14 protein-coding genes and 1 tRNA gene are annotated in these 15,906 nt (G+C 49.7%); 4 read left to right on the plus strand and 11 right to left on the minus strand.

The window, feature by feature from the left end:
• Positions 1 to 249 precede the first annotated feature (249 nt).
• Both BZG82_RS07510 and BZG82_RS07515 read right to left on the minus strand, forming a co-directional pair.
• Entirely contained in the window at positions 250 to 708 is a 459-nt protein-coding gene (locus BZG82_RS07510) for a hypothetical protein (RefSeq protein WP_077765524.1), read from the minus strand.
• Positions 709 to 784: 76 nt separating this feature from the next.
• Positions 785 to 1,204 (minus strand): hypothetical protein, encoded by a 420-nt coding sequence (locus tag BZG82_RS07515; RefSeq protein ID WP_077765525.1) that lies wholly within the window; start codon positions 1,202 to 1,204, stop codon positions 785 to 787.
• A 331-nt stretch (positions 1,205 to 1,535) separates the two neighbouring features.
• Between BZG82_RS07515 and BZG82_RS07520 the strand changes: the two genes are divergently transcribed.
• Positions 1,536 to 1,814 (plus strand): site-specific integrase, encoded by a 279-nt coding sequence (locus BZG82_RS07520; RefSeq protein WP_077765526.1) that lies wholly within the window; start codon positions 1,536 to 1,538, stop codon positions 1,812 to 1,814.
• Positions 1,815 to 2,053: 239 nt separating this feature from the next.
• On the opposite strand, the gene BZG82_RS07525 is transcribed toward BZG82_RS07520, so the two are convergent.
• From BZG82_RS07525 to BZG82_RS07550, 6 genes are all read right to left on the minus strand, one after another.
• Positions 2,054 to 2,144, minus strand: a tRNA-Ser gene (locus tag BZG82_RS07525).
• Between the two features lie 139 nt (positions 2,145 to 2,283).
• The gene (gene fabV, locus BZG82_RS07530) at positions 2,284 to 3,486 is read right to left on the minus strand and encodes an enoyl-ACP reductase FabV (RefSeq protein WP_077765527.1); all 1,203 of its coding nucleotides are present in this window, start codon (positions 3,484 to 3,486) and stop codon (positions 2,284 to 2,286) included.
• 167 nt (positions 3,487 to 3,653) lie between these two features.
• Positions 3,654 to 3,878, minus strand: coding sequence for a hypothetical protein (locus BZG82_RS07535; RefSeq protein ID WP_077480426.1), 225 nt, complete (start codon positions 3,876 to 3,878; stop codon positions 3,654 to 3,656).
• 216 nt (positions 3,879 to 4,094) lie between these two features.
• On the minus strand, positions 4,095 to 6,395 hold the full coding sequence (locus BZG82_RS07540; protein ID WP_077480427.1) for an acyl-CoA dehydrogenase: 2,301 nt from the start codon (positions 6,393 to 6,395) through the stop codon (positions 4,095 to 4,097).
• Between the two features lie 192 nt (positions 6,396 to 6,587).
• Positions 6,588 to 7,259 carry a TetR/AcrR family transcriptional regulator gene (locus BZG82_RS07545; protein ID WP_077480428.1) on the minus strand — a complete coding sequence of 224 codons (672 nt, stop codon included), beginning with the start codon at positions 7,257 to 7,259 and terminating at the stop codon, positions 6,588 to 6,590.
• A gap of 900 nt (positions 7,260 to 8,159) precedes the next feature.
• Positions 8,160 to 8,999 carry an SDR family oxidoreductase gene (locus BZG82_RS07550; protein WP_158075984.1) on the minus strand — a complete coding sequence of 280 codons (840 nt, stop codon included), beginning with the start codon at positions 8,997 to 8,999 and terminating at the stop codon, positions 8,160 to 8,162.
• A 322-nt stretch (positions 9,000 to 9,321) separates the two neighbouring features.
• Here BZG82_RS07550 and BZG82_RS07555 point away from each other — a divergent pair, with 322 nt between their 5' ends.
• Together BZG82_RS07555 and pyk are read left to right on the plus strand one after the other, a co-directional pair.
• A complete protein-coding gene (locus BZG82_RS07555) occupies positions 9,322 to 10,176 on the plus strand; it encodes a MurR/RpiR family transcriptional regulator (RefSeq protein ID WP_069588909.1) in 855 nt (284 codons plus the stop codon).
• 178 nt (positions 10,177 to 10,354) lie between these two features.
• Positions 10,355 to 11,800, plus strand: coding sequence for a pyruvate kinase (gene pyk, locus BZG82_RS07560; RefSeq protein ID WP_077480431.1), 1,446 nt, complete (start codon positions 10,355 to 10,357; stop codon positions 11,798 to 11,800).
• 56 nt (positions 11,801 to 11,856) lie between these two features.
• Here the strand turns inward: pyk and BZG82_RS07565 are convergent, their stop codons facing one another.
• Positions 11,857 to 12,471, minus strand: a complete 615-nt coding sequence (locus tag BZG82_RS07565; RefSeq protein WP_069588905.1) for a GNAT family N-acetyltransferase — start codon at positions 12,469 to 12,471, stop codon at positions 11,857 to 11,859.
• A gap of 34 nt (positions 12,472 to 12,505) precedes the next feature.
• On the opposite strand from BZG82_RS07565, the gene BZG82_RS07570 reads away from it, so the two are divergent.
• The gene (locus BZG82_RS07570) at positions 12,506 to 12,976 is read left to right on the plus strand and encodes a methylated-DNA--[protein]-cysteine S-methyltransferase (RefSeq protein ID WP_241837353.1); all 471 of its coding nucleotides are present in this window, start codon (positions 12,506 to 12,508) and stop codon (positions 12,974 to 12,976) included.
• Positions 12,977 to 12,991: 15 nt separating this feature from the next.
• On the opposite strand, the gene tyrR is transcribed toward BZG82_RS07570, so the two are convergent.
• Positions 12,992 to 14,533 (minus strand): transcriptional regulator TyrR, encoded by a 1,542-nt coding sequence (gene tyrR / locus BZG82_RS07575; protein WP_077455161.1) that lies wholly within the window; start codon positions 14,531 to 14,533, stop codon positions 12,992 to 12,994.
• Positions 14,534 to 14,873: 340 nt separating this feature from the next.
• Positions 14,874 to 15,896 (minus strand): YcjF family protein, encoded by a 1,023-nt coding sequence (locus BZG82_RS07580; RefSeq protein WP_077765530.1) that lies wholly within the window; start codon positions 15,894 to 15,896, stop codon positions 14,874 to 14,876.
• Between the last annotated feature and the right edge of the window lie 10 nt (positions 15,897 to 15,906).

Consider the following 15,906-nt stretch of genomic DNA (forward strand, 5'->3'; position numbering starts at 1 on the left):
CAAACGTTTAGCCTTCTTTTTGAATAGCGCCTGCTTGGGTTAACCGAATAATGTCTAATGGCCCTGTCACATGATTGGCAGGCAGCGGTGAGACCGCAGTAAGAGACCTTCTATATGTGTTTGCCGTAAGCAATGACTTAATGGCGGAAATGACAGAGCGAAGTAGACGACTTTGTTGTTCGAGAGCATTGGCTGCTGGCGCAGCCAAAAAATGCTATTGCCTATTGACCGGAGAAGGGCTCATATGTGTTAAGCATCTTTTTTCCTTTGAGCCATGATTTTATCGGGGTTATTAGGAGTATTTCGGGCTTGGTAGATAGTGTCGCATGAGGCACAAATTCGCTGAACACCTTTTGAGTGAAGATGAATAAGCTTATTTTCCGATTCCCAACAATGTGAGCAATAAGGGGAGCCTGTTGCCTTTCCAGAGTCATTCAATGAATAGTAAGCATCGCCAAAACGAATGATCTTATCTTTTAGCATTAGCATGTTTTTCAGGTCTTGGATTTCCCTGTCTTTCTCTAGAACTAACTCTTGGATCTCGGCGGCCGATATTTTGGTATCAGCTAGAGCACTAATTAACTCTGCCATTTGTAGCTTAAGCTCGGCTCTTTCTATCGATACATCAATATCCTTTAAAGTCCTAGCGATCTCGGTCGCTGTTTTAATACCAGTTAATACTGTAGTTACCGAAGCCAAATCTGCCATATATCCTCCATATTTACGCCTTGATGCTTAAGCGGCAACAGAGCACAGCGTAGTTGGCGTCCCGTTGACCACCTTGTTATGCATTTCGGCGGTGCCAGATTCGCTCTGGCTTTTGCCCCAACTGCCAATCAATATAATCTTGAGGTGGGCGATCAATATCGATTACGTGCTCTGGACCGAAAGGAATTTCCGCACCAAAACATAGATACACATCTTCCTGACCCTTCTCGATGCAAAGAGGCTGAAAATCGAGGATTCCGATGTATTTCTCGCCAATTATTTCGGACACGATCAGGAATCCTCGTTCGCCCTCAACAAACACTTCGCCATCCTCATCCTCGCACTCAATTTCGAGGATTACCTTGGCAGCATCACCAACTTTGAGGCCCTTCCTCTCCTCAATAGGCGGAATCCAAAAGGTATCTGGATGCGCCCGATGAGATTCCTCTCCGTTACGCAACTGCCAGTAGTCATCTTCAAAGTTGGCAAACTGCATATTTCTCTCTTTGTGCATAACATTGTATTAGTGCGCGCGCTCGATTTTCCAAAACCGTTATACGCGCCTTTTTTCATCTAACTACTTATGATTAAACACATTTTTAACGCTTGAAGCAATCACCTTGTCTGCGAAAGTGTGCATGCCGCCTATCCCGGACAAGGCGTTCACACTATCCTCAAAGGCGAATTTTTAACTCATTGATTATATTTAACTAATATTTTGTCTTTCGGCGATAATGTGAATGTGTCTCGAAAAAGTGTGCACACTATTTGGCTTTCCTTACCGATAGGCTGTATGAATATACAGTCTTAGATGGAGGAAAAAGATCATGACCAAAAGTCCTTTTATGGCAAGCCTTCAGCATGAGATTAGGCGACGAGGCTATGCGATCAAAACCGAGAAAAATTACTTGTACTGGGTACGTCGATTTATCCTTTTCCATCATAAGCAGCATCCTACAGAGCTTAGTGACGAGGATGTAAAAACGTTTCTGTCTTATTTGGCGAATGCGCAGCAAGTGTCACCGAACACACAAAAGGTAGCTCTCAATGCATTAGCCTTTCTTTACAACCAGTTTTTAAACCAGCCGCTAGGTAAGATTGCCTAAAGCCTTAAATCGTGCGGTACAAAAGGCCCAATGGATTTGCTTTAACGTCCACGCTACCGCCCTTCGGTTGGCGGCATCCAAAAGACCATGTGCGGGAGATATTTAAGGAACGTAGACTACCAGAGCATGAGAAAGGTGTTTAGACAGAGGCGTCTAAAATGTTGGCAACGTCAGGGTTTGCATGATTGCAAAGCAGAAAACGAAAAAAGCCGCTGATTTCTCAGCGGCTTTTCGGTATGTGGCGGAGGGATAGGGATTTGAACCCTAGAAGGGCTATTAACCCTTGCCGGTTTTCAAGACCGGTGCTTTCAACCGCTCAGCCATCCCTCCGGAACGCGGCGTATAATATGGGTTTCCTGTTGGCTTGTAAAGTAAAAAACCAATATTAGCGGTGCGTTTGGTCAGCTTTCAGCCAATAAAAAAGAGGCCAGCGTTAGGCTGGCCTCTTTGGTGTGTTTTTTAAACCGTTTTAGATGTTTTCGACATCAAATTCAACCACGGGGCTGATGTCTGCCTCGTAGTCTACGCCTTCAACACCAAAACCAAACAGTTTTAGGAATTCAGCTTTGTATTCTTTGTAGTCAGTCAGCTCACTGAGGTTATCAGTGGTGATCTGTGGCCACAAGTCACGGCAGTACTGCTGAATATCGTCACGCAGTTCCCAGTCATCTAAACGCAGACGGTTTTCGCTGTCTACCTCTGGGGCGCTGTTATCGCCTTTATAGAGCCGTTGGGTGAACATGCGATGGATTTGCTCCATGCAACCTTCATGGACGCCCTCTTGACGCATTTTTTTGAATACCATGGCGATATATAGCGGCATAACTGGAATAGCCGAGCTCGCTTGAGTGACCACGCTTTTCAATACGGCGACGTTGGCACTACCGCCTTTTGCCGAGAGCGTATTGTTCAGTGCTTTTGCGGCGCGATCGAGGTCCATTTTCGCTTTACCCAGCGCACCTTCCCAGTAGATAGGCCAAGTGAGCTCGGTACCGATATAGCTGTACGCGACGGTTTTGCAGCCTTCGGCCAATACACCAGCGTCGTTCAGCGCGTTAATCCAAAGCTCCCAGTCTTCACCGCCCATAACGGTGACGGTATCTTGAATTTCTTGCTCGGTAGCCGGCTCGACACTGGCTTCGATGATTTCATCTTTGTTGGTGTCAACGGCGGTTGAGGTATAGGTCTCACCGATTGGTTTGAGTGATGAGCGCACCAGCTCGCCGCTGTCAGGTAGCTTACGCACTGGCGAGGCCAGCGAATAAACAACCATATCGATTTGACCCAAATCTTGTTTGATCAAATCAATGGTTTTTTGCTTGGCTTCATGCGAGAACGCATCGCCGTTCAGGCTTTTGGAATACAGGCCTTCTTGCTTGGCAAACTTGTCGAATGCGGCAGAGTTGTACCAGCCAGCGGTGCCAGGCTTTTTCTCGGTGCCTGGTTTTTCAAAGAACACACCAATGGTTGCCGCACCGCCACCGAAGGCAGCCGCAATGCGTGAGGACAAGCCATAACCGCTGGATGCCCCTACCACCAAGACACGCTTAGGCGCATTGGCAATCGGGCCTTGCGCTTTGGTGTAGTCAATTTGTTCTTTTACATTGGCTTCACAGCCGATCGGATGGGTGGTCGTACAGATAAATCCGCGAATTTTAGGTTTGATGATCATATTCAACGTCCCTCACAAAATTGAGGCTAAGGATAATTACTAACGTCGACCTATGCATCCCCTTTTGCGGAAAAATGACGAAAATATCCAGTGGTTGGAGGTGTTGCAGACAAGATTAGTGGACGAGATCGCGATCAGCGCCACCGAAATGGCGCAAAGACGTGCCCTTAACGACGGCGGTTAAGCGGCCAATACATAAACCAAGAGGCATAAGGATTCGGCGAGATGAATTTATCATTGTCTTGCGCGTTTTCTTTATTGCCACTTTGCTCCCACGCATTCGAGAAAATGTGTTGGCCCCAGTTAAACGCAATGTTACCGGTTAAGCCAAATTTAGGGCGTGTTGGGGTTGAGCTCGCGTCTGTATCTCGTGGTTGATGGGTTTTACTCACAGTGACTTACCTCTTTAGTTCGATACGCTTGATCGATGTTGGCGTCTTGCCATCACGACACTGCAAAGGACCATAATAAGTAAAAAAGAGCAGACTTGCACCATTTGTGTGACATTAATCACACTGGTTGGTGCGATCATGGTAAGTCGCTGTCTCATAAAAAAGCGCCTGCCGAAGCAAGCGCTTTTTGTTCTCATGGTGCGGTTTTCTTTGCAGTTACGCCGCTTTGTTTGGGTTCGGCTTTTTAATCGCACCACCTTCTAGCTGGCTAGAGGCAAACCACTCCGCTTTAAAATCATCAACTTGCACGGCATATGCACGTAGTGCATCAGCCTCAAGCAGTTTCTCTCGTGCTTGCGCGGTAATGATGTTTTGATCCACGGCCTGCTGTGAGCGATCAGCCAAGCTGGCTTTCCCGTCGATTTGTTTCGCTTTTGCGGCTTTGATCAACGCCTTGTCGGTATCGCGTGATTCCCACATAGCTACAAAGGCACGCTCCATCACGGCAACAGGATCTTCAGGCTTGTCACCCACATAGCAAATGTGTGTCCAGCGATCGCGGTCCGCACTTGGTGTCATCAGTTGCTCGGCAATTTGGTTGAGCAATTTGTCCGATGGCATTTTGTAGTGCATGCCCAACGGGAAGAGAAGTACACGTAAGCTGCGACCCACACCGTTACGTGGGAAGTTGTTAAATGCGCCATCAAAGGCTTTTGCACACTGAGCTAAACAGTATTGCAGCGCATAGTGCACCATTGGCAAATCAGCACGCGGACGTCCTTCATCTTCAAAGCGCTTCAGTACTGCAGAAGCCATATAAAGATGACTTAACACATCACCCAAACGGGCTGAGAGCATTTCACGGCGTTTCAGCTCACCGCCGAGGGCCAACATGGCAACATCGGTGGTCACGGCCAGTGCTCGGCTCATTCGTGTCAGATGACGGTAGTATTTTGCCGTTTCGCCACTCACTGGCGCGCGATTGGTCAGGGAGCCGGTTAGCGCGTTAACTAAGCCCAACACACTGTTTTTACTCGCGTGACCGATATGTTTGAACAGCAATTTATCGAACGCTTGCGCACCCGCTTCTTGGTCAGGGTTCGCCGCCGCTTCCATTTCTTTGAGTACGTATGGATGACAGCGAGTCGCCCCTTGACCAAAGATCATCAGGTTACGGGTCAAAATGTTGGCACCTTCTACCGTGATCGCGACCGGAATCCCAAAGTAGTGATGACCAATATAGTTAAGTGGCCCCAACTGGATTGCACGCCCAGCATGAATATCCATGGCATCATTTAAGATGGTGCGCGCCAGCTCTGTCATGTGGTATTTCGAGATCGCGGTGATAATCGCTGGCTTCTCACCTTTGTCGAGCGCCGTGGTGGTCAACGTGCGGGTCGATTCGAGCAAATAGGTCAATCCGCCCATCCGTCCTAATGCTTCGGCTACTCCTTCAAAGCGACCAATATGCATCCCGAACTGTTTACGCACATAGCTGTATGCACCCGTGGTTCGGCTAGCCAAATGGCCCACTGCCGTACCCAACGCCGGTAAGGAGATGCCGCGCCCTGCTGATAAGCACTCCACCAGCATCCGCCAGCCGCGGCCGACATAATCTTTGCCCCCGATCACCCAATCGATAGGGATAAAGACATCTTCGCCCTTGGTAGTACCGTTCATAAACGCCATGTTGAGCGGGTTATGGCGGTCACCAATTTCAACGCCGGGATGATCCGCAGGCACCAGCGCACAGGTGATCCCAAGCTCTTTTTTCTCGCCGAGCATGCCGTCAGGATCGTCCAGTTTAAATGCCAGACCAACCACAGTCGCCACCGGCGCGAGGGTGATGTAACGCTTGTTCCAGCTTAAGCGAATACCCAGCACTTCTTTGCCCTCGTATTCGCCCATGCACACCACGCCACGATCAGGAATGCTTCCCGCATCCGAACCTGCTTCTGGGCCTGTCAGGCCAAAACATGGCACTTCACGGCCATCCGCTAAGCGAGGCAACCAATAGTCACGCTGCTCCTGGGTACCATAGTGAGTCAGTAGTTCACCCGGCCCCAAAGAGTTTGGCACCATCACGGTTACCGCGGCACTTAAACTGCGTGTGGCAATGCGCGATACAATGGTCGAGTTGGCAAGTGCCGAGAACGCGAGACCGCCGTATTCTTTGGGGATGATCAGTGAAAAGAAGCGCTCTTTTTTGAGGTATTCCCACACTTCTTCCGGCAGGTCTTTTTGCTCTTGAACGATTTTAAAGTCGTCGAGCATCGCCAGCAGCGTTTCCAGCTGGTTATCGATAAAGGCTTGCTCGTCTGCGGTTAACGATGGCTTGCCGTACTGATGTAGGGTTTGCCAATCTGGCGAGCCGGAGAACAACTCGCCGTCCCACCATACGCTACCGGCTTCCATCGCCTCACGCTCGGTCGCTGATAGCGGCGGCAGTACCTTTTTGAAGAAAGAAAACGCTTTATCACTAATCAGTGATCGACGCATTGACGTTTGAGAGCTCATGATTCAGGTCCTTTTGTTGATCATGGTTGCACTCTTTTTGGTGTTATTGTGCGACCAGAACGGGTTTTCACTTGGCACTTAGGGTGCCGCTTACGGGTTGTTACAACAGCGCGATGCACGGCTTAAATCCCATCGCTGTTTGACTGTCCCTTGCGCTTATTTTTTCGCCATCAGCCCAAAGGTAATCGTGCGTTACTCTGCGGCAAATGCCACGATGTTATCTTGCGACGCTTGTCTTGGTTTGGCGTTCATCCCTGCAGCTAGATACGGAATAAGTCGGTCAACGATCGCTTCTGAATCTAACGTGCGTCCAAAATCGTTTTCGGCGATGTCGCGCAATGCCTCACTCGACGCCATAGTGAAAATCGCCGCGCCCAAGGTGAAATGTAAGTGCCAAAAAACCGCCTCTGACGTAAGGTCTGGATTGGCTTTGCGGACCGCTTGATTGAACAATGAGAGCACATGCTCATAGCGGGTGGTAATAAACCAACGCAGGTGGCCTTGCACATCACTATAACCACGTCCAATTAGCTGCATAAATGTCGCGGCGCCATGCGGGCGATACTTATCAAGGGCAAGCACAGGTTGTTTTACACAGGCAAATACTTGCTCCATCGTACAATGGGGCTCACTAAGCAGCGCTTGCAGTTGCTCTCCGAGTGCGGGCATAAAGGCCTCGAGATAACGGCTTAATACCGCCCGAACCAGTGATTTTTTATCCCCAAAATGGTAGTTCACCGACGCGAGATTAACGCCTGCTTTGCCGGTAATCGTTCGAAGTGAGGTTTCCTTGAACCCATGCTCGGCGAAGAGTTGCTCCGCGGCATCCAGAATTTTTGCTTTGGTTTCGCCTCGTCCTGCCATTTTCATTCACCTGTATTAAACGCTTGTTTAACTTTATAACGCAACGTCAGTTTTAACAAGATAGAAACACGCCATCATCACATGAGTAACATCACATTCCTGAATATCGAGCGCGGTAGGTTCAACGGTGTTATGAGCAAGACGCGTGGTAGGCACTGTTCCAAGCGACACTCGGCCATGTATTTGGGCGACTTACCGTGGTAAAGAGGAGCCACTCGAACCCGGCTAGAACAAGGGCACAAGTCGATAGCGTATGGTGGTTGGTAAAAAATAGGACGGTGATTTCTGCTGCTAGCCCTCGCTATGACACTGAATGTTGGGGGCAAAAGAGCAACGTCAATATACAATGAGGAGAAAAAGGCGACTTTTTGTGCAAAATTGGGAACCCTTTCGCATTGATGGCGGTCACACTCTGTGCCACTGCTTTTTCTAGAAGACTTTTCTTCTACGCCCACTCGCTCGTTGCTTGTGGGCTTTTTTATGTGCGTGCACTCAATCAGCGCCGCATCAACATGCTGACTCGCCACGCTAAGTCGGGACGAGACAAAAGAACTATTGCCATTCACCTCCTCTAATGCACGCTTTTTTGTGAGAAAAATCACAAACTAATCGCGTATTAATAAATAATTGCCACTTTTTCTCAACCTAAGGAACTTCTTCAATTTCGCCCAGTCCTAATGGGTGCATCGGTAAGAAATGCCTTATCTCCCTCAGCGATTGAGGGCGCATGATTTCTCTTTCTTTCCGACCTGCTGCTGCTTTTTCTACTCACTTTAGAGTTTGTTTGTCTCTACCTTTATTTTTTGCCCACCTTGTGTGGGCTTTTCTTTTTTTAGCGGCGCTAACCGCTTTGCATCTTTGTTCATTTATCTTGGGCTCACTTATCTTCGCTCACCGCGTTTAATCCGGGCTAACAGCACCATTGGCAATCATTTGATAGGGCGAGCCATATCGCAACTTCAGCCCCAGAGTCTTTAATGTCTGTGAGGCATCAATCCATTTTCCATCACCCGCACTGACGGTAAATTGCGGCGGCGTTAGGCCCATTTCCCGTGCGGCCCACGGATAATACGTCGCTTTGGGAGGATGAAGCTCTGCACACAAATGAAAGGTTTGTCCCCATTGTTGCTGATGAATAATCGCGGTAATGGTGCTAATTACATCCACTCGGTGCACTAAATTGACTGGCTCATTGGCACCCGCCAAGTCGCTCCGCCCTGCCAATGTTTTCGACGGATGACGGTCCCCACCAATCAATCCAGCCAGACGCAGCACCGTAGAGGTATCGCCATAATGGGCACGAAGGTGCGCTTCAATCGCATGGTGTGCCTGTCCAGATGCAGTCTGTGGTGCCGGCGTCGATTGTTCTGTCACCTGCCCTTTCAAATCACCATACACTGAGGTAGTGCTAATAAAGAGGACATGCTTAACCTCAGCGGCAAGCAATATATCGATAAATGCGGTCATAGCCCCTTGGTAGGCACCGAAGTCTGCATTCCGCCGTCCGGCAGCAATATTGATTACGACCATATCACAGCCAAGTAAGGATGCCGCGGAGGTGTAATCGGGTTTCATCACATCAAACGGCACCACGTCGCACCCAAGTGTCTCACTGAGCGCCCGTGCATCAGCCGCATCACGCTTTGTCCCTACAACTTGATGGCCCGCAGCCAGTAACTGTTTGGCCAAGGACGTGCCTAACCAACCACAGCCACAAATACCTATTTTAAAACCCGTCACAGTCACTCCTTTTGTTACGTAATTATTTTTCAATGTAATGGATAACAACGCCTTTATTTCGCCTATTCTGGTCTATTATTTATTTCACGCTGTAAATATATTCCGTGATCCTGAAAGGAAATAACCAAAAGCGTGAATGGCGACAAAGTTTTCATGCTCGAATGGTCATAATAATGTCATTAGCAGGCGCGAGAAGATAGACTAAATGCCACGAAACGGTAGTCAAAAACCGTGTTGATATACGTAGTTAACATCGAATTTGGATCGTGGATAACGTCACGATTGTTTTACATTCTGGTCACGAACTTAAGCGGTAACTCGAATGAATACTCTGGAAAAAATACAAAAAAATCTCGAAAACTTCAGCAAATCTGAAAGAAAAGTTGCTGAGGTGATTGTTGCCTCACCACAAACAGCGATCCACTCTAGTATTGCCACACTGGCTAAGATGGCGGATGTGAGTGAGCCAACCGTGAACCGCTTCTGTCGCCGACTCGACACCAAGGGTTTTCCTGATTTTAAATTGCACCTTGCGCAAAGCCTCGCGAACGGGACACCCTACGTCAATCGTAACGTAGAAGAAAACGATGGTGCTGACGCTTATACCGCTAAAATTTTTGAATCCACCATGGCCTGCTTGGATGTCGCGAAAAACAGTATCGATACCCACCAAATTAATCGCGCGGTGGATTTACTGACCCAAGCCAAGAAGATCGCCTTTTTTGGCCTTGGTGCATCGGCGTCGGTTGCGCATGACGCACAAAACAAATTTTTCCGCTTTAACATCCCCATTGTTTGCTTCAACGACATCGTAATGCAGCGTATGAGCTGTATTAACTGTAACGATGGGGATGTCGTGGTGGTGATCTCGCACACTGGCCGCACCAAAAGCTTGGTGGATGTGGCGAACTTAGCGCGCGAAAATGGCGCGACGGTTATCGGCATCACCCAGCGTGACTCACCACTGGATAAAGTGTGTTCACACACCATTCAGCTTGATGTCCCGGAAGATACCGACGTCTATATGCCCATGGCGAGTCGCGTCGTGCAAATGACCGTCATTGATGTGCTCGCGACTGGCTTCACGCTTCGCCGCGGTCCAGGGTTTAGAGAAAACCTAAAACGTGTGAAAGATGCGATTCGCGATTCACGCTTTCACAAAGAGTCGTTGACTTAATACGCAGGAGTGCCCACGGCACTCCTTTTTTGTGTCACACGATCGACGCTTTCCCTGCGCTACACTGGATGCAATGTGCTTGGTTGTACGTTGAGCTTCATGATGTTTTTGCTGTTGCACCTCACTATCCAGGTCTATGCGCGGTCTGGGCGTAGCCCAATGAAAACAGGAGTTAAACATGTCTGCAAAACTGAGAAGAACCAAGATAGTTACAACACTCGGCCCTGCCACTGATAAAGATGATGTGTTAGAAGCGGTGATTAAGGCAGGCGCAAACGTGGTTCGCCTCAACTTTTCTCACGGCAGCGCAGAAGATCATATTAAGCGTGCCGAACAGGTCCGTGCCATTGCGGCCAAATTGGGTCGTCATGTCGGTATTTTAGGCGACCTACAAGGGCCGAAAATCCGTGTATCGACCTTTAAAGACGGAGCAATCCAACTGGCCGTTGGTGATAAATTTACCCTAGACGGTGATTTATCACCGGGTATGGGGGATCAAGATGCAGTCGGCCTCGACTATAAAGCGCTCCCTCAGGATGTGACCAATGGCGATATCCTGTTGCTTGATGACGGCCGAGTTCAACTCAAAGTGTTGGCGGTAGACGGCGCGAAAGTGCATACCGAAGTGACGGTCGGTGGCAAGCTGTCGAACAACAAGGGCATCAATAAAAAAGGTGGGGGTCTATCGGCGCCGGCACTGACTGAAAAAGATAAACAAGACATTCATACCGCCGCCAAAATTGGCGTGGACTACTTAGCCATTTCGTTCCCGCGCAACGGTCAAGATATGAATTACGCGCGTACCTTGGCCCGCGACGCAGGTCTTGAGGCGCGATTGGTCGCCAAAGTTGAGCGTGCTGAAACCGTGGCAAGCGAAGCAAGCATTGATGACATCATCGAAGCATCAGATGTGGTGATGGTGGCACGTGGTGATTTAGGCGTTGAGATTGGCGACCCTGAATTGGTGGGGGTCCAAAAGCAATTGATTCGCCGCGCCCGTAGCATGAACCGTTTGGTGATCACCGCAACTCAGATGATGGAGTCGATGATTTCAGCGCCAATGCCAACGCGTGCGGAAGTGATGGATGTGGCGAACGCCGTCCTCGACGGAACCGATGCCGTCATGCTTTCTGCAGAAACCGCGGCGGGGCAATACCCCGTAGAAACCGTTCGATCAATGGCCGAAGTCTGTATGGGGGCGGAAAAAATGCCGTCCGTCAATGTGTCGAATCACCGTCTGGATCGTCAATTTGATAGCCAAGAAGAAACGGTTTCGATGGCGACCATGTATGCGGCGAACCATATGAAAGGGGTGAAAGCCATGGTCTCGTTGACCGAGTCGGGCCGAACCGCCTTGATGATGTCGCGTATTTCGTCAGGTAAACCTATCTTCGCGCTCTCACGTCACGAGCACACACTCAACCGTGCTGCGCTGTATCGGGGGGTCACACCGGTTTACTTTGATAGTGATAGCGGAGCAGGCCTGCAAGTTGCTGAGCGCGCACTGCAAACCCTCAAAGAAGGTGGCTTCTTGGATGAAGGGGATCAGGTCATTATGACCCAAGGTGACCAAATGGAAGTGATCGGCTCAACCAATACGATGCGTGTTCTGACCGTGAAATAATCAAGGCTATCAGACATGACCAAGGGCGCTGCGGCGCCCTTTTTCCTCACCAACCGTTAGCCAAGAGAGGTCGCGTTTTGCGTGCTCTCAGGACGAGGTGGCTGCCAACGCGGATTAATGTGGGCCATTAAGATATGATCTTCCCAGTGTCCGTTAATCAGCAAGTAATCGCGCGCACGCCCTTCACGCTCAAATCCAACCGCTTCTAACACCTTGGCGCTTTTTTCATTTTTCGGCATATAAGAGGCGCAGACGCGATGCATATTCACGTTATCAAACAGCCATTGGTTGGTGGCTGATAACGCGCGCCGCATAATCCCCTGTCCTTGAGCGAGCTCATCTAATGAGTAACCCACCGTGCATGAGTAAGACGGATACTGCATCATGCTGGTGTAGGAAATCACGCCTAACACCTGTGGTGACGTTGGCTTCGCGATTAAAAAGTAATAAGCCAGCTGGTGTTTTTGCAGCTCCATCAATTGCAACACGCGGCGTTTCCAGCCCTGCTCGGTATAAAAACCATCGGTGCGTGTCGGCTCCCACGGGGTCAAGAAAGTGCGATTACGTTGGAAGTATTGAACAATACGCGTCACGTCTTCGTGACAGATCGCATCAATCCGTAAATCATCGACAATGATACGTGGGAAACGGCTTATACTGGGATCAGACATTCTGTGGTTCCGAACGGTTATGTTTTTTGACTGCATGACAACACCGCTAGGGCAAATCAGCTTATTAGCGGACGAACACGGACTAAGACAGCTGACCTTGTCGGTGTATCACCCCTTTGAGCCCAGCCGTGAGTGGCAACATGACCCAAGAGCACTCCACCGCTACAAAACGCAGCTGTTCGAGTACCTCTCAGGGCAACGGACTGAATTTTCACTGCCCTTGTGCCCGGAAGGCAGCCCGTTTCAATGTCGTTTGTGGCAGCAAATACAGCAGATATCCTATGGTGATACCTGCACCTACCGAGAATTGGCCGCTGCACTGGGCGAGCCACATATGCTCAGTGCTGTATCGATGGCCTGCAACATGAATCCGATTCCCATCATCATTCCTTGCCATCGTGTCCTTAACGAGCACCACCAAGTGGGTGATTACCGTTATGGCGCTGAGCTCAAGCATGCCTTGTTAGCTCTTGAGCAAGGCGAGCCCCTAGAGGGGCCCGCTTAGTGCGCGTCGGGCTAACTACTTTTTGCCAATCCCGTAATCACGCAGCTTATTCGCAATCGCGGTATGCGACACGTCCAAGCGCTTGGCAAGTTTTCGGGTCGACGGATAACTCCGATAAAGATTATTTAAGATCCCCGATTCATATCGCTTCATGATCTCATCCAGCGAGCCATCCAATGACTCTTCACTGATGAATTGGGTATTTTCGATCTCTGGCAGCTGAACGTCGTCGATCGTCATCACTTCTGCGTCAATTTGGGTCATGGCATGAAGCAAAATATTGCGGAGCTGACGAATATTACCCGGCCACGCATAATGGGTCAGGTAATCAGCCAGCGCGCTATCAATCCGTGGCTTAGATTGGCCTAAATCGGCGGCGAACTGTTTGATAAATAGTTCAGCCAAAGGCATGACGTCCGCGGTACGCTCGCGCAAAGGAGGCACAGTCAACGACAAGACATTAAGCCTATAGAACAAGTCTTCACGGAATTGCTGCGCCGCGACCAGTTCAGGCAGATTCTTTTGTGTCGAGCAAATCACGCGCACATCAACGTGCATTTCACGCTCTTCGCCAACGCGACGGAAGGTGCCATCTTGCATAAAACGCAATAGTTTTACTTGTAGATGACGGCTCATTTCGCCGACTTCATACAAGAAAACCGTCCCGCCATCGGCTTGCTCAAGGATCCCTTTTTTGGCTGTGCCGCCGTTTTCCGCCGCCGCCATACCAAATAATTCAGTTTCGGCGGCGTTATCTGGCATAGACACACAGTTGACCAATAAGAACGGCTTATCCGCACGCAGCGAATGGCGATGACAAGCCCGAGCGATCATCTCCTTGCCGGTACCCGTTTCACCTTGGATTAATAATGGCGCGTCGAGCATGGCAAGCTTTTTCGCTTGACTAATCAGCTGTTTAAACTTGTTAGATTGGCCTACCAAATGCTCAAAACCGTGGTCGCTAGGGGTACGAAACACGGTTTGTGGCGTATTGTTCATTGCCACTTGCTTGAGCTGGACAACGGCGCTGACCAGCACGGGCTGGTCACTCTCATCGTTAATGTGAACCGGCATCACTTCCATCAGAAAGTCGAGCCCGGCCATCACAACCATGCGGCAACTTTGGCTTGCTTCTTCTTTTTCTAACCAGTGAGAAAATTGAAAATCAGGGAACACACTGTTGGCGTGCTCGCCCACTAATTGATGCTCGCTTGAGCTAATCAAATCCAGTGCCGCTTTATTGGCCATATCGATATAACCATCGAGGTTAATCGAGAACACAGGATCAGTCAGACTTTCGAGCAGAGCGCGCAGTTCACGGTGCTCGCGTTCGGCAGGCAGAAACTGGATTTTACGCACATCGGTCACGCCTGAAATCAAACGGATTTCAGACATCAGTTGGCTAAAGGCTTCGAATTCAATTTCAGGGCAATTGAGGTAGATAATGCCGACTTGGTCGATCTCGATACCACGCAGGTCGATTTCACGTCGTACCAAGATATCGAGTAGTTCGCGCGTTAGCCCGATTCTGTCTTCACAACAGACTTTCAGTCTCATAATGGATTCCTGTAACTTGACAGTGATACCCAATACCGGCTCGTCACATCGTTGGATGAGTGGGTTAAAAAAACGGCACTCATCAGTCAGTTAGGTAAGAGGTCAAACAGTTTATCTGTCGGAGCCGAATTAGCTGTCAGGATAAGTTGACACTGAAGCGGAGTTTGAGCGGGTTGGCGGAAACAGTCAAGCCCTGATGCGATTTTTGCCACCTGATATCACGTTTGTAGCACACTGTCCGTTTGGGTAAATTTTTGATTATAGGGTTGAATTACCTAACAGATCTGAGAGTCTGTCGCGCCCTTGGCGTCGCGACGAGTTCGCGGCCAAGGGCGACCCATTACGACGCTGAGCGTTCAGCTTTGCCCAAAAGCCGTTTAACTAACTCGCGACGAAGTTGTGACAAACTCGGAGCGGGCTGGCCATGCCAAGGCAGCGGACGCATCAAGGTCATGGTTTTAAGACCCAAACGTGCCGTCAGCAGCCCAATTCCCAACCCTTGCGCTACGCGTCCTGACACGCGACCGGCCATATTCACCGACAGGACATCAAATCCCACATCGGTCATCGCCTCACTGGCGCCTGCCAAGGCCATATTAGTTAGCACCATTTTTAGCAAGGTGAAGCGTGCTTTGACACCCAATTGAATACCGTAAATCTGCGCAATCCGAGTCATTAGGTGCAAGTTGCGCCAGGCCACCAGCAACATATCGGCAATCGCAAGTGGGCTGACCGCCACCATAAGTGCCGCTTCTTGCGCGTATTTGGTCACTAATAACCGCGCGGCTTTATCTTGGTCGGTTAACACATTTTGCTCATACAGGGCCAACACTTCACCGTCGTTATGCGTGGCCGAGATTTGGCTTTGCCAGTGGGCAAACCCTGCAGTATGGGTTTGCTGTGTGCGCTCAGCCAGCGTCCGACAAAAGGCCTCTCCCTGCCCAACCGACTCAGAAGCCAGTAATTGCTCGGCATATTGGCGGGTTTGTTCGCGCTGCACTAACTTACGCATGGCTCGCCACTCACGGCCCAGCACCGCAAGCCCAGTCGCGGCCAGCGCCACCAATAAGCTTTGCCACGCTAAGCTCAGCCAATCTTGTGACTGCCACGATTGGTATACACTTACACCGGATTGCACAACCGCCAAGAGTACGCCGAGTAACACCAAAAAAGGCCACACACGGCGACGCCTACGCGTAGGAGTCAGCGTCGTTTCCAGATCCGATTCGAGTGTCGACGTGGCTTCAGGCAAAAAGTCAGCCTGTGCATCAAATTCAGCACGGTGTTTCACATCATGAAAGGCACTCGCCCCATCATTATCGCCATGATGAGTAAACGTCTGCTTGGGTTTATATTGCGTCATCTCATCCTCT

Source organism: Salinivibrio sp. PR5, assembly GCF_001996085.1.
GTDB classification, from domain to species: Bacteria; Pseudomonadota; Gammaproteobacteria; order Enterobacterales; family Vibrionaceae; genus Salinivibrio; species Salinivibrio proteolyticus.

Bases quoted from the DNA above. Each gene is read 5' to 3' on its own strand.
- BZG82_RS07570 (WP_241837353.1), top strand. From the start codon at position 12,506: ATGACAACACCGCTAGGGCAAATCAGCTTATTAGCGGACGAACACGGA.
- BZG82_RS07555 (WP_069588909.1), top strand. From the start codon at position 9,322: ATGAATACTCTGGAAAAAATACAAAAAAATCTCGAAAACTTCAGCAAA.
- fabV (WP_077765527.1), bottom strand. From the start codon at position 3,486: ATGATCATCAAACCTAAAATTCGCGGATTTATCTGTACGACCACCCAT.
- BZG82_RS07580 (WP_077765530.1), bottom strand. From the start codon at position 15,896: ATGACGCAATATAAACCCAAGCAGACGTTTACTCATCATGGCGATAAT.
- BZG82_RS07545 (WP_077480428.1), bottom strand. From the start codon at position 7,259: ATGGCAGGACGAGGCGAAACCAAAGCAAAAATTCTGGATGCCGCGGAG.
- BZG82_RS07520 (WP_077765526.1), top strand. From the start codon at position 1,536: ATGACCAAAAGTCCTTTTATGGCAAGCCTTCAGCATGAGATTAGGCGA.
- BZG82_RS07565 (WP_069588905.1), bottom strand. From the start codon at position 12,471: ATGTCTGATCCCAGTATAAGCCGTTTCCCACGTATCATTGTCGATGAT.
- BZG82_RS07540 (WP_077480427.1), bottom strand. From the start codon at position 6,395: ATGAGCTCTCAAACGTCAATGCGTCGATCACTGATTAGTGATAAAGCG.
- BZG82_RS07515 (WP_077765525.1), bottom strand. From the start codon at position 1,204: ATGCAGTTTGCCAACTTTGAAGATGACTACTGGCAGTTGCGTAACGGA.
- BZG82_RS07510 (WP_077765524.1), bottom strand. From the start codon at position 708: ATGGCAGATTTGGCTTCGGTAACTACAGTATTAACTGGTATTAAAACA.
- tyrR (WP_077455161.1), bottom strand. From the start codon at position 14,533: ATGAGACTGAAAGTCTGTTGTGAAGACAGAATCGGGCTAACGCGCGAA.
- pyk (WP_077480431.1), top strand. From the start codon at position 10,355: ATGTCTGCAAAACTGAGAAGAACCAAGATAGTTACAACACTCGGCCCT.